Source organism: Nocardioides luti (assembly GCF_014212315.1).
Taxonomy (GTDB): Bacteria; Actinomycetota; Actinomycetes; order Propionibacteriales; family Nocardioidaceae; genus Nocardioides; species Nocardioides luti.
In genome coordinates this window covers 1,483,264-1,496,739 of the sequence record NZ_JACKXE010000001.1, presented here as the reverse complement: position 1 = coordinate 1,496,739, position 13,476 = coordinate 1,483,264, and the positions used below count along the sequence as shown (strand labels likewise).

The following is a 13,476-nucleotide window of genomic DNA, read 5'->3' as shown; positions in this document are numbered from 1 at the left end:
CGGCGGCCCGTCTGGGTCCACCGTCGGTCTGCCCTGTCAGGTGGCTGTGAAGGCCGACGTGGCGATCCTCAGGACGGCAGCGTGACGGTCAGCGTGGTGTCCCCGGGCTCGGAGGCCAGGGTGACGGTGCCGCCGTGCGCGCTGACGATCGCCTCGACGAGGCTCAGCCCGAGGCCGGCGCCGCCGTCGGCGCCGCGCGTGCGGGAGGTGTCGCCGCGGGCGAACCGCTCGAAGGCGTGGTCCGCCAGCTCGGGCGGGAAGCCGGGTCCGTCGTCGTGCACGGCGAAGCCGGACGCGGTGGCGCGCACGGTGACGGTGGTGCCGGCCGGGGTGTACTTCCGGGCGTTCGTCAGCAGGTTCGTCACCACCTGGTGCAGCCGCTGCTCGTCGCCCTCGACCTCGACCGCGTCGTCGGGGAGCTCCAGCTGCCAGCGGTGGTCTGGCGCGACCACGCGGGCGTCGGAGACCGCCTCGAGCAGCAGCAGCGTGAGGTCGACGGGCCGGCGCTCGAGTGGGCGGCCCGAGTCCAGCCGGGCGAGCAGCAGGAGGTCCTCGACCAGCGAGGTCATCCGGCCGGACTCCTCCTCGACCTTGTCGAGCGCGGTGCGCACGGTGCCGGCGTCGTCGGGGCGTCGGCGGGCCAGCTCGGTGTAACCCGCGATCGTGGCCAGCGGGGAGCGCAGCTCGTGGGAGGCGTCCGCGACGAACTGCCGCACCTGCTGCTCGCTGCGGTGCCGCGCGGACAGCGACGACTCGACGTGCGCGAGCAGGGTGTTGAGCGCCGCGCCGACCTGACCGACCTCGGTTCGCTCGTCGGTGAGGTGCTCGGGGACCCGCTCGGCGAGGTCGATCTCGCCGGACGCGAGCGGGAGGGCGGCGACCGCGTGGGCGGTGTCGGCCACCTCGTGCAGGGGGCGGAGCTGACGTCGTACGACGTAGGAGGCGGCGCCGGCCGCGACGAGCACGCCCAGCAGGCCGAGCAGGGCCTCCCACCAGATCAGGCTGGCCACCGTGTCGTCGACGTCGGAGGAGGGCATCCCGATGACGAGCACGCCGTCCGCGGTGCCCGAAGGACTCAGCATCGTCGCCTCGAGCGCGGTCACCCGGTAGGACCCGAACGCCGGGAGGGTGACGGCATGCACCCGACCGTCGGCGGGGACGTCGTCGAGCACCTCGAGCGCCGCGCTGGAGAGGGCGCGCCGGTCGCCCGGGCGGCTGCCCAGGACCTCACCGTGCTGGTCGGTGCCGAGGAAGGCGTTGAGCGTCCCCGGGCCCTGGTTGCGCCCGGTGAACCGTCCGCCGGCGCCCGGAGGTCCGTCGTCGTGGTCGCTGGTGATGGCCTTGGCCGAGCTCACGATGTCGCTGTCGAGCTGGTCCATCAGGTAGTTGCGCATCGCGAGCGACGTGGCCGTCCCGATGAGGACCGAGAGCACGGCGACCAGCACCACCGTCGTGACGACGAGGCGCGAGGTGAGCGACGCGAAGCGGTTGCGCATGGACTACGACGCCGGCTTCAGGACGTAGCCGGCGCCCCGCATCGTGTGGATCATCGGGTCGCGCCCGGCGTCGATCTTCTTGCGCAGGTAGGAGATGTAGAGCTCGACGACGTTGGCCTGGCCGCCGAAGTCGTAGTTCCACACCCGGTCCAGGATCTGCGCCTTGGACAGCACCCGGCGCGGGTTGCGCATCAGGAAGCGGAGCAGCTCGAACTCGGTCGCGGTCAGCGAGATCTCCTCGCCGTCGCGGAACACCTCGTGGCTGTCCTCGTCGAGGCGCAGGTCGCCGACCGTGAGGACCGACGACGAGGCGGTCTGCTGCGCGCCGGAGCGCCGCATCAGCCCCCGCAGCCGGGCCACGACCTCCTCGAGGGAGAACGGCTTGGTCACGTAGTCGTCACCACCCGCGGTCAACCCCGCGACCCGGTCCTCGACCGCGTCGCGGGCGGTGAGGAAGACGACGGGTACGTCGGGGTCGCTGGCGCGCATCCGGCGCAGCACCTCGAGCCCGTCGAAGTCGGGCAGCATCATGTCGAGCACCACCGCGTCGGGGCGGAACTCCTTGGCGGCGGCGACGGCCCTGGTGCCGGTGTGCGCCGTCGTGACGTCCCAGCCCTCGTAGCGCAGCGCCATCGAGATCAGCTCGGCGATGTTCACCTCGTCGTCCACGACGAGCACGCGCAGGGGGGATCCGTCGGTCCTGGTCAGCTCCATGCGTCGTACCCTGCCGATCCTCGCTGTGGGTTTCCTGTGGACTGTCTGTGGTGACCTCACGACTCTCTCACCGCTGGGCCACAGCGCGGGCACAGCCTCGCTGGCCACAGTCGGCGCCATGAACGACACGCAACCGATCCAGTCCGCCGGCGACCCCACCCCGCACGACGCCTACGTCGCCCCCACCCCGCCGCCCGCCCCGCCGGCGCCGGCGGCCACGACCGCCCTGCCGACGACCCCGTCGACCCCCACCGCGGCCGCCGCGCCGGCCGGCGGCCTGCGCCACCGGGTCCTGGGCCTGCGGGCCGTCGCCGCGGTCGCGCTGGCCAGCCTCGTGCTCGGCGGCGCCGGCGGCGCCGCGCTCGGGGCGATGAGCGACGGCGGCAGCAGCGGCCGCTCCGGCGGTCCCGGGGGCGGCTTCGGCCGCCCCGGGATCACCCAGAACGGCCAGCTCCCCGGCCAGACGGGCCAGCAGGGCCAGCTGCCGCAGGGCCAGCCGGGCGGCAGCACCCAGCAGGGCGTCCCGGGCCAGCCGCCGGCCGGGGCCCCGGGCGTGCCGCCCGGCACCACGCAGCAGGACGACGTCCAGCCCGACGGGAGCGGCGACACCACGAGCGGCGACAACACCTGAGGCCCCGACCGTCCCGACCGTCTCGACCGTCCCGACCGACGAAAGGGCGGCACGACCCAACCGTTCTGGCGCCGGCTCCGTCAGGGAGGTAGAAGAGAGCACCGGGTCGTGGACCCGGTGACGGGCTCGACGGGCACAGGGGTCGTGGATGCGGGCAGCACGGGACGACGGCTACAGCGCGTACGTCGCGCAGCGTCGCGCCCACCTGTACCGCACGGCCTATCTCCTCTGCGGTGACCCGCACCGCGCCGAGGACATCGTGCAGACCGCGCTGGCGAAGCTGTACGCCGCGTGGCCGCGCGCGTCGCGCCTCGACTCGGTCGACGCCTACGCCCGCCGGATCGTGGTCAACAGCCACCTCGACGAGGTGCGCCGCCCCTGGCGCCGGGAGCGGCCGGTCGAGGACCGCCTGCTCGACCGGGCCGCCCCGGACGGCGTCAGCGCCGAGGACTCCGACGCTCTCTGGACCGCCCTGCGGGGGCTGGCTCCCGGACAACGGCGCGTGGTGGTGCTGCGGCACTACTGGGGCCTGTCCGTCGACGAGACCGCCGCCGACCTGGGGATCAGCCCCGGGACGGTGAAGAGCCAGACGTCCGACGCCCTCGCCCGCCTGCGGCACGTGCTGACGCCGGCCGAGTCGACGCACGCCCCGGGAGACCTCCGATGACCCACACCCCCGAGCACCCCGAGCCGCTCGACCGGCCGCTCGACCCCCGCGACCTCGACGAGCATCTGCGGCGCCTCGCCGCCGGCGTCGAGGCGCCGGCCGTCCCGGTGGAGGAGGACCTGGCCCGCGGCCGGGCACGCCTGGTCCGCCAGCGCTTCGTGATCGGCGGCGCCTGCCTGGCCACCGTGGGCGTCCTGGGCCTGGGCGCCACCGTGGCGCCGGGGCTGGGGTCCGCCGCGGAGCGCCCCGACTACGCCGGCGGCTCCGCGAGCCCGGCGCCGTCGGGCACGGGCGCGAGCGCCACCCCGGGGACCGACCGCACCCAGGCGCGCACGACACAGGGCGCCCAGACGCCGCTGGCACCTCCGCCCTCCGACCACGCGACGCTGGCGGCGTACCAACAGGTCCTCGCCGCCCACCTCGATCCCGGCTGGGACCACCTCGTGAAGTACACCCGGGCCAACGGCAACCAGCAGGGGGGCAGCGCGGGCGGCCAGGTCACCTCGCTCGGCTCGAAGTACGGCTGGCGCAACGACGGCGAGTCCGGGCTCGGCATGCTCCAGGTCAGCGTGAACGCCGGCTGGTCCGGCACGTACTGGCTGTGCGGCTCGTCCGGCGCGGAGGCCGAGGGCTGGCGCTGCCACGACGCCGAGGCGCCCGGCTCGGCCCGCTCCGCCGAGGTCGCCGTGCACGACGACGTCGTCGAGGTCGCGGTCGAGCACGAGGACGGCCAGGTCGTGGTCCTGACCGCGAGCAGCCTCTTCGGGAACAACTCGACCGTGGGCGTCTCGGGCCTCGACGTCACCGAGCAGGCGCTCGTCGGCGCCGCCGCCGACGAGCGGCTGTCCCTGCCCGGCGGCGCCCCCGACGTGCCGCCGCTGCTCGACTCCGCCGTTTTCGAGGAGGTCGGGCGCGCGACGCTGCTCGCCTCCGGCGAGAGCCTCGGCGACCTCCAGACGTCCGGGCGGTCCGAGGCCTGGGTCGCCGGCCACTGGCTGGTCGACGGCCGCGACCGCGGCGAGCTCTCCTGGGACGCGACGCCGCTGATGGGTCCGGTCGCCGACCCGGGCGGCTGCTTCCGCGCGCAGTTCGACCGCTGCGAGCACCCGGTCGTGGACGGCAAGGAGGTGCTGGTCGGTCACGTGCGTGCGAAGTGGGGCGGTGGCTTCCAGGCGATCTACGACGGGCCGTCCTACGAGGTGCGGGTCGTCTTCGCGCCGGCGTACGACGGCGCCGACTTCCCCGTCGACCGCGCGCTCGCGCTGGTCACCGACGACCGGTGGCAGCCGCTCAACTAACCGTTTCGCCCGCGCTGGGCGCCCCGGGCACAATGGGGCCATCATGTCCGGCCCAGCCACCGGTGATCCGACGATCACCTACCCTCCCGAGCTGCCGGTCACCCAGCGGCGCGAGGACATCGCCGCCGCGATCCGCGACCACCAGGTCGTGATCATCGCCGGCGAGACCGGGTCCGGGAAGACCACCCAGATCCCCAAGATCTGCCTCGAGCTCGGCCGCGGTCGTCCCGGCCGGGGCGGGGGCCTGATCGGGCACACCCAGCCGCGCCGGATCGCCGCACGCTCGGTCGCCGAGCGGATCGCCTCCGAGCTCGGCACCGAGCTGGGCGACCTGGTCGGCTACCAGGTCCGCTTCACCGACCGGACCTCGAGGTCCAGCCGGGTGAAGCTGATGACCGACGGCATCCTGCTCGCCGAGCTGCAGCGCGACCGGCAGCTGAAGAAGTACGACACGATCATCATCGACGAGGCGCACGAGCGCAGCCTCAACATCGACTTCCTGCTCGGCTACCTGCGGCGGCTGCTGCCCAGGCGCCCCGACCTCAAGCTGATCATCACCTCGGCGACGATCGACCCGCAGCGCTTCGCCGCCCACTTCGCCGACCGGCACGGCCGGCCCGCGCCGATCATCGAGGTCTCCGGGCGCACCTACCCCGTCGAGGTCCGCTACCGCCCGCTCGTCGAGCTCCCGGAGGAGGACGAGGAGGGCGAGGCCGTCGTCCGCGACCAGACCGAGGCGATCGTCGAGGCCGTCCAGGAGCTCTCCGCCGAGGGCCCCGGCGACATCCTGGTGTTCCTGCCCGGCGAGCGGGAGATCCGCGACACCGCCGACGCGCTCGACGACCTCGCGAAGCTCGACCGTCGCAAGCAGCCGCTCGAGGTCGTACCGCTCTACTCGCGGCTCTCGGCCGCCGAGCAGCACAAGGTCTTCGCCGCCCACACCGGCCGCCGCGTCGTGCTCGCCACGAACGTCGCCGAGACGTCGCTGACCGTGCCGGGGATCCGGTACGTCGTGGACTCGGGCGTCGCGCGGATCTCGCGCTACTCGGCCCGGACCAAGGTGCAGCGGCTGCCGATCGAGCCGATCAGCCAGGCGTCCGCGAACCAGCGCTCCGGCCGTTGCGGGCGGGTCGAGGCCGGCATCGCGATCCGGTTGTACGCCGAGGAGGACTTCGAGGGGCGACCGGCGTTCACCGACCCGGAGATCCTGCGGACGAACCTCGCGTCGGTGATCCTGCAGATGACCTCGCTGGGGCTCGGGGAGGTCGGGAGGTTCCCGTTCGTGGAGCCGCCCGACAAGCGCAACGTGGCTGCGGGGGTTCAGCTCCTGGAGGAGCTGGGGGCGTTGGTGCGGGCGGATTCTTCTCCGGCTGGGCCGGTCGCTGCCGACTCGTCGGGCGGGTCGCGCCGTCAGGAGCCGGAACGGGCGTCCCGTCCCGGCGGAGGCGCGCCTCGGCCTACCACCCTCTCCGCTCCTTCGTCGCTCCGAGGGGGCCAGGCCCAACCACGGCCTTCGGAGCCCCCTCGCCCCGAAGAGACGGGCAACGGCGCCTCCGGTCGCGAGCGCCGCGGCCGTCCGCAGGGGCCGCGGTTGACGAAGGTGGGGCGACGGTTGGCGCGGTTGCCGATCGACCCGCGGCTGGGGCGGATGATCCTGGAGGCGGAGCGGCTGGGGTGCGTGCGGGAGGTGCTGGTGATCGCGGCGGCGCTGTCGCTGCAGGACCCGCGGGAGCGGCCGGCGGAGCTGCAGGCGCAGGCGGACCAGCAGCATGCGCGGTTCAAGGCGGAGGACTCCGACTTCCTGACGTGGCTGAACCTGTGGCGCTACGTCAAGGAGCAGCAGAAGGAGCTCAGCTCGAGCGCGTTCCGGCGGATGTGCAAGAAGGAGTTCCTCAACTACCTGCGGGTGCGGGAGTGGCAGGACTTCGAGTCGCAGCTGCGGCAGGTGTGCAAGGAGATGGAGGTCGACCTCGGGGTGCCGGCCGACCTGCCGGACGCGGACGGCATCCATCAGGCGCTGCTGTCGGGGCTGCTGAGCCACATCGGGCTGCTCGAGGAGCGCGAGAAGGAGAAGTCGCCGAGCGGGCGGCGGCCGATGCGGGAGTACCTCGGTGCCCGCGGCGCCAAGTTCGCCATCTTCCCGGGGAGTGGGCTGGCCCGGAAGAACCCGCAGTTCCTGATGGCCGGCGAGCTCGTCGAGACCAGTCGGCTGTGGGCGCGGCAGAACGCCGCCATCAAGCCCGAGTGGGCCGAGCAGCTGGGCAAGGACCTGGTGAAGAGGACCTACTCCGAGCCGCACTGGTCGAAGAAGCGGGCGGCCGTCACGGCGTTCGAGCGCGTCACGCTGTACGGCGTACCGCTGGTCGCCGACCGCGCGGTCAACTACGGCTCGATCGACCCGCCGCTGGCCCGCGAGCTCTTCATCCGGCACGCCCTGGTCTACGGCGAGTGGTCGACGCGGCACCGGTTCTACGAGCAGAACCTGCGCCTGCTCGAGGAGGCCGAGGAGCTCGAGCACCGCGCCCGTCGGCGCGGCATCGTGGTCGACGAGCACACCCTCTTCGACTTCTACGACGCCCGCGTGGGTGCCGAGGCGGTGAGCGGGGCGCACTTCGACCAGTGGTGGAAGCGGACCCGGCGTGAGCACCCCGAGCTGCTCACCTTCGACCCGGCGATGCTCACCCACGACGGTGCCGACGAGATCCGCGAGGCGGACTACCCCGAGGTCTGGGAGTCGGGCCTGGGGGAGGGCCTGACCTTCCCGATCAGCTACCACTTCGAGCCGGGCGCGGCCGAGGACGGCCTCACGATCGACGTGCCGGTCGCGACCCTCAACCGGGTCGCCGCCGACGACTTCTCGTGGAACGTGCCCGGCCTGCGCGAGGAGCTGGTCACCAGCCTGATCCGCAGCCTGCCCAAGAACCTCCGGGTCAACTTCGTGCCCGCGCCCAACCGGGCTCGCGAGTTCCTCGCCGCGGTCCCGGCCGGCGAGGAGCCGCTGCTCGCCGCGCTCGAGCGGCACTTCCGGTCCACGACCGGGGTGGTCGTGCCACGCGAGGCGTGGGACTGGGACAAGGTCCCCGAGCACCTGCGCCCGACGTACCGCGTCCTCGACGACGCCGGCCGTGAGCAGGCGCGCGGCAAGGACCTGGAGGCGCTCAAGGAGCCGTTGCGGCCGAAGTTCGCGCAGGCGATCGCCGAGGTCGCCGCGGACAGCGGCATCGCGCGCACCGGCGAGACCTCCTGGGTGTTCGGGACCGTCGAGGCGTCCTTCACCCAGAAGCGCGCCGGGCACGAGGTCCGCGGCTTCCCGGGGCTCGTCGACGAGGGGACGACGGTCGGCATCCGGGTCTTCGGCTCGGAGGCCGAGCAGGAGGCGCAGCACCGCCTCGGTGTCCGTCGCCTGCTCCTGCTCACGACGCCGTCGCCGGTGAAGGCCGTCCTCGACTCGCTCGACAACGCGCAGAAGCTCGGGCTCGCCGGGTCGCCGTACCCGTCGGTCGCCGAGCTGCTCGAGGACTGCCGCGCGGCCGTCGTCGGGGCCGTCGTCGACGCCCACCCCGTGGTGCGGGACGAGGCGGCGTTCGCCGCGCTCCGCACGGCGGCCGCACGCGACCAGGAGGCGCACCTGCGCGCCGTCGTCGGCGACCTGATGCGGGCGCTGGACGGGTGGCGGCGCGCCGACAAGGCGCTGAGCGGCCGCGCCGACATGGCGACCCTCCCGGCGCTGACCGACATGAAGGGCCAGCTCGCGCGGCTGGTGCACCGGGGGTTCGTGGGGGAGGCCGGCGTCGCCCAGCTGCGCCGCTACCCGACGTACCTCACCGCGATCGAGCAGCGCCGCGAGAAGCTCGACACCGGCGGCGCCGGGGCCGTCAACCGCGACCGCGCGCTGATGGACCAGCTGCTCGACCTGCAGGACGCCGTGCTGCACCAGCTCGAGGCGCTCCCCGACGGCCGGCCGCCGCACGCGTCGCTGCGGCAGGCGCGCTGGATGGTCGAGGAGTACCGCGTCTCGCTGTTCGCCCAGCACCTCGGCACGCCGTACCCCGTGTCCGACCAGCGGATCCGGAAGGTGCTGGGCTGAGGGTTTCCCCGGTCAGTCGCCCGCGACCGACGGCGACGTAGCCTGACCGGGTGACGAGTCGCCCCCACCACCGCCCGATGACGCCCGGCTCGCGGCTCTTCGAGTCGCTCGTCGGCGGCAGCGATCCCGCGCAGGTGAGCGAGGCCGCGGAGCGCGCCGCGACGCTGCTGGTCCGCGGCGCGAGCCGGACCGGCGACGCGGAGATCGCCGAGCGGCTGCTGCACCTGGCCGACACCGAGGGCATCGAGGCGATCGCGGAGGTCTGGGCGGGCTCCCCGGCCGACTCCCTCGCGGGCTGCCTGTGGCGCCTCTACCTCCTGCGGCAGTGGGTGTACGCCGACCCGCTGGCCGTCGCCCGCGAGTTCGAGGCCGGCCGGGCGCGGGCGCAGGTCGCCCGGGTCGTGGCAGGCGTGGCCGACCCGCCCGGGCCCGACGAGCTGAAGGCGATGGTCGACCAGGTGCTGCGGGGCATCGCCGAGGGCGATTTCGCCGACGTGCTGTTCCGGGCCGCGGCCTTCGCCCGGGTGGTGGCGACCGGCCGGGCGGGACTGCCCGACCCCACCGGGCCCGAGGTCCAGCGGATGCTGACGCTGGCCGAGCAGCTCGAGTCCGCGGCCCACCTCGAGCTCCGCCACGGCCTCGGCTGACAGCGCGCCCACCGGCCCGTTAAAATGGGGGACGAGGGTGCCGGACCGTGGCAGCCCCGGGTCCCACAATTAGCCGCTACGAGCGGCCACGCGCCGTGAGGCGCTCCCGGTCCGGCATCCTCACCTTCGTCCCCGGGCCTCCCCGGCCCGCGCGGGCTAGGGTCGCCGCGTGAGCACCGCCCGCCGCGCCCTGACCGGCCTCTTCCGTCGCGCCGGCGCCCGGAGCCCCCGGAGCAACCGCGCATCCGGCACCGCCCGCACCGCCCGCACCGGCGACGCCGGCGCCTACGCCCCGCGCCCGGACGGCCAGCCCGACCCGGGCGAGGTCGTGTGGGGCTGGGTGCCCTACGAGGAGGACGCCCGTCGCGGCAAGGACCGCCCGGTGCTGCTGGTCGGGCGCCGCGGCGACCGCTGGCTGGCACTGATGCTCACGAGCAAGGACCACGACCGCGACGCCGCCGACGAGGCCCGGCACGGCCGGCGGTGGATGGACGTCGGCACCGGCGCCTGGGACCGCGAGCGCCGGCCCAGCGAGGTGCGCCTCGACCGGCTGATCGAGCTGGCACCGGACGCGATCCGGCGCGAGGGCGCCGCGCTCCCGCGCCCGACGTACGACGCCGTCGTGGCCGCCGCCCGGGGACTGCACACCTTCGGCTGACGGCTACGGTCGGGGCATGATCACCCGCACCCTCGGCGACACCGCCGTCAGCGCCCTCGGCCTCGGCGGCATGCCGCTCTCGCGACCCGGCCGCGACGGCAGCCTGCCCGACCGCGACCGCGCGATCGCCACGGTCCACGCCGCCCTCGACCGCGGCGTGACGCTCATCGACACCGCCGACTGCTACGGCCCCGACGGGCACCCGGTCGACGGCGGTCTCGGGCACAACGAGGAACTCGTCGCGGAGGCCCTGCGCAGCCGCTCCGAGGAGGTCCTCGTCGCGACCAAGGGCGGGATCCGCCGTGACGGCGCGGACTGGCCGGTCGACGGCCGACCGGCGTGGATCCGCGAGGCCGTGGAGGGCTCACTGCGCCGGCTGGGCGTCGAGACCATCGACCTCTACCAGCACCACCGGCCCGACCCGGCCGTGCCGTACGTCGAGACCATCGGCGTCTTCCGCGAGCTGCACGACGCCGGGCTGGTCCGCCGCGTGGGCCTCTCGAACGCCGACGTCACCCAGATCGCCACCGCCCACGACATCCTCGGCGACGCGCTGGTCAGCGTGCAGAACGAGTTCAGCCCCGCGTTCCTCTCCAGCCGCGGTGAGCTCGAGCTCTGCGCCCAGCTGGGGCTGGCCTTCCTGCCCTGGAGCCCGCTCGGCGGGATGAGCTCCGCGGCCGGGCTCGGCGACGACCACGCGGCGTTCGCCGAGGTGGCCGCCGAGCGCGGCGTCAGCCCGCAGCAGGTCTGCCTCGCCTGGCACCTCGCCCAGGGCGACCACGTCATCCCGATCCCGGGGGCCAGCCGTCCGGAGTCGGTCACGGACTCGCTGCAGGCCGTCGACCTCGTGCTCACGCCCGAGGAGCTCGCCCGGCTCGACGCCTGAGGGCAGGCCTCAGCCGAAGGTGCGGGCGATCCGCCGGAGGGCCACGTGGGCGGGGTCGCGCCGCGGCGGGTAGTCGCCGCCGACCGTCGTGACCTCCACGACCGAGAGCCAGGACCCGTGGCGCACGATGCCCAGCCCGGTGTCGCGGCCGGTGTCCGCGCTCTTCGACGATCGCCGCGGTCCGTACGCCGCCCGGTAGGCCGTCGCGCTGCCCGCGGTGACCTCCACGTCGACGAGCGGGCCCACCTCGACCCGCGCGTGCTCGAGACGCTCGGCGCAGTCGTCGCGCCAGGCCCGGAGCACCTCGTGGGCGCGCCAGGCCGACTTGGGGTCGGCGAAGCGCGCGACCACCTGGGTGGCGGTGACGGTCCCGTCGGCGGCGCTGAAGTCGCGGCGGGCGGCGCCGACGGCGCCGATCGTGGTCAGCGGGGTCTTCTGGCAGGCGCCGACCGGGTCCTCGCCCTCGGGGCCGTCGGTGGTCACGGTCCAGATGAGGTCGTCACCCAGCCCGGGCAGCGCGTCGGCGGTCAGCAGGTGGCGGCTCGGGCTGGGGGCACGGGACGGGATCGGCGGCGCGGTCCTCTGCCCGGGCCGGTGGCCGGCACGGTGCCCACCGCCGTGGCCACCGGAGCGGTGGGCGGTCGACGAGGCGGAGGGGGCGGACGGCGTACCCCCCGACGGCGAGGCGCCGTCCGTGGCCGCCTCCCCGGAGCCGGCACCGGCACCGGAGCCACGGTGCTGGAGGCTCGGCGGCGGTCCGGCCAGGTCGACGGGGCGCCGCTCGTCGGCGCCGCACGCGGTCGTCGCCAGCACCGTCGTCAGGGCGATCGCCAGCAGGGGCAGGAGCGGGGGCCGGCGCACGCCGCTCATCGTAGGGAGCGCCAGGTCCCGGATCGTGGCACGACATGCCGCGGCGCCGCACCGTCGGTCGGTAGGGTGGCGTCGGTCAGCGGTGGGTCACGAGCGGGGCGGTGCAAGGGGTGCAGGTGAGGGCGCGTGGAACTCAGGGGGAGCGACCCGCGACGAGGCACACCCGACCGGGCCGGCGGCTGCTGCCGTGGGCCGCGCTGCTCGCGCTGTCGCTGACGCTCGCCGGCTGCACGTCCGACGACGCCCCGACGCCGACCCCGAGCGGCTCGCCGGTCGCGAAGCCCACGAAGCTCAGCTTCGGGGTCTACGGCCCCGACGACGAGATCACGGCCTTCCAGTCCGTGGCCGACAACTACAACTCGCTGCACGACGAGAGCAAGGTCTCGCTCGAGTCGTTCCCCGACCACGACGGGCTGCTCAAGGCCGTGGAGTCCGGGGACGTGCCCGACGTCTTCATGGTCTCGCGCCGAGACCTCGCGGTGGTCCAGGAGGCCGGGCTGATCCAGCCGGTCGACGAGCTCCTCGACGAGCGCGGCGTGGACTTCGGCGACGGCTACGCCCGCGACGCCCTCGAGGCGTTCAGCGCCGACAACCGGCTCCAGTGCATGCCGTACGGCCTCTCGCCGATGGTCATCTACTACAACAAGGGTCTGCTCGACTTCGACAAGATGCGCGCCCGCGGCCTCGACGCGCCGGACAACACCGACGGCGACTTCCGCTGGTCCTTCGAGCAGTTCGAGGTGGCGGCCAAGGTCGCGACCCGGCCCCGCAAGGGCACGCGCGGGGTGTACGTCGACCCGACGCTGCGCGGGCTCGCGCCGTTCATCTACTCCGGCAGCGGGCAGCTCTTCGACGACGAGGAGCAGCCGACCTCGCTGGCCTTCAGCGACGAGGACACCCAGACGGCGCTCGAGACCGCGCTGCCACTCCTGCGCGACCCGACCCTCACGCTGACCGAGAAGCAGCTGGCCAAGGCCTCTCCGCTCGAGTGGTTCGAGCGCGGCAAGCTCGGCATGATCGAGGGCTTCCGCTCGCTGGTCCCCGAGCTGCGCCAGGTCCAGGGGCTGGAGTTCGACGTGATGCCGATGCCGATCCTCGACAGCTCCGCCACCGTCGGCGACATCAGCGGGCTGTGCCTCTCCGCGGACGCCGCGAGCACGCCCGAGGCGGCCGACTTCCTCTTCCACGCCGTCTCGACGCCGTCGGTCCAGAAGGTCACCCGCACCGGCTACCTCGCCCCGGCGAACCTCGAGGTCGCGCTGTCCGACGACTTCCGCCAGCCGGGTCGCCTGCCCGACCAGGCCACGGTCTTCACGACCTCGGTCCGGTCGATGGTGATCCCGCCGCTGCTCGACAACTGGAGTGAGCTCGAGGCGGCGGTCGCGCCCACCCTCGAGGAGCTGCTGACGATCCCGGTCATCGACGACCTGACCGCGCTGACGGAGGAGATCGACGCGGAGTCGCGCACGGTACTGGACCCGGAGAGCGCCAGCCCGAGCGCGAGCCCGAGCGGGGAGTAGGC

11 protein-coding genes are annotated in these 13,476 nt (G+C 74.2%); 8 read left to right on the top strand and 3 right to left on the bottom strand.

The genetic code is table 11. The features are described from left to right. Window positions 1-68: 68 nt before the first annotated feature. The gene (locus H5V45_RS07215; RefSeq protein WP_185252303.1) at window positions 69-1,496 is read right to left on the bottom strand and encodes a sensor histidine kinase; all 1,428 of its coding nucleotides are present in this window, start codon (window positions 1,494-1,496) and stop codon (window positions 69-71) included. Window positions 1,497-1,499: 3 nt separating this feature from the next. Beyond that, complete coding sequence (locus H5V45_RS07210) at window positions 1,500-2,210, bottom strand: response regulator transcription factor (protein ID WP_281385819.1); 711 nt, start codon at window positions 2,208-2,210, stop codon at window positions 1,500-1,502. Between the two features lie 118 nt (window positions 2,211-2,328). Between H5V45_RS07210 and H5V45_RS07205 the strand changes: the two genes are divergently transcribed. The 7 genes from H5V45_RS07205 to H5V45_RS07170 all read left to right on the top strand — a co-directional run bounded on the left by H5V45_RS07205 (window position 2,329) and on the right by H5V45_RS07170 (window position 11,084). After that, window positions 2,329-2,841, top strand: coding sequence for a hypothetical protein (locus tag H5V45_RS07205; RefSeq protein WP_185252302.1), 513 nt, complete (start codon window positions 2,329-2,331; stop codon window positions 2,839-2,841). 148 nt (window positions 2,842-2,989) lie between these two features. Further along, the gene (locus H5V45_RS07200) at window positions 2,990-3,508 is read left to right on the top strand and encodes a SigE family RNA polymerase sigma factor (RefSeq protein ID WP_185252301.1); all 519 of its coding nucleotides are present in this window, start codon (window positions 2,990-2,992) and stop codon (window positions 3,506-3,508) included. Next, window positions 3,505-4,806 (top strand): hypothetical protein, encoded by a 1,302-nt coding sequence (locus H5V45_RS07195; RefSeq protein WP_185252300.1) that lies wholly within the window; start codon window positions 3,505-3,507, stop codon window positions 4,804-4,806. The genes H5V45_RS07200 and H5V45_RS07195 overlap by 4 nt, the downstream gene beginning before the upstream one ends. Window positions 4,807-4,849: 43 nt before the next feature. Beyond that, window positions 4,850-8,893: an ATP-dependent RNA helicase HrpA gene (hrpA, locus tag H5V45_RS21515; RefSeq protein WP_221633942.1), complete on the top strand. Its 4,044-nt coding sequence runs from the start codon at window positions 4,850-4,852 to the stop codon at window positions 8,891-8,893. A 50-nt stretch (window positions 8,894-8,943) separates the two neighbouring features. Continuing rightward, complete coding sequence (locus H5V45_RS07180; RefSeq protein ID WP_343061463.1) at window positions 8,944-9,540, top strand: hypothetical protein; 597 nt, start codon at window positions 8,944-8,946, stop codon at window positions 9,538-9,540. Window positions 9,541-9,709: 169 nt separating this feature from the next. After that, window positions 9,710-10,198 carry a type II toxin-antitoxin system PemK/MazF family toxin gene (locus H5V45_RS07175; protein ID WP_343061462.1) on the top strand — a complete coding sequence of 163 codons (489 nt, stop codon included), beginning with the start codon at window positions 9,710-9,712 and terminating at the stop codon, window positions 10,196-10,198. A gap of 16 nt (window positions 10,199-10,214) precedes the next feature. Next, a complete protein-coding gene (locus H5V45_RS07170; protein ID WP_185252299.1) occupies window positions 10,215-11,084 on the top strand; it encodes an aldo/keto reductase in 870 nt (289 codons plus the stop codon). A gap of 9 nt (window positions 11,085-11,093) precedes the next feature. Here H5V45_RS07170 and H5V45_RS07165 read toward each other — a convergent pair whose 3' ends face one another. Continuing rightward, window positions 11,094-11,945, bottom strand: coding sequence for a hypothetical protein (locus tag H5V45_RS07165; RefSeq protein ID WP_185252298.1), 852 nt, complete (start codon window positions 11,943-11,945; stop codon window positions 11,094-11,096). A 125-nt stretch (window positions 11,946-12,070) separates the two neighbouring features. Between H5V45_RS07165 and H5V45_RS07160 the strand changes: the two genes are divergently transcribed. Next, a complete protein-coding gene (locus H5V45_RS07160; RefSeq protein ID WP_185252297.1) occupies window positions 12,071-13,474 on the top strand; it encodes an extracellular solute-binding protein in 1,404 nt (467 codons plus the stop codon). The last annotated feature ends 2 nt before the right edge of the window (window positions 13,475-13,476 follow it).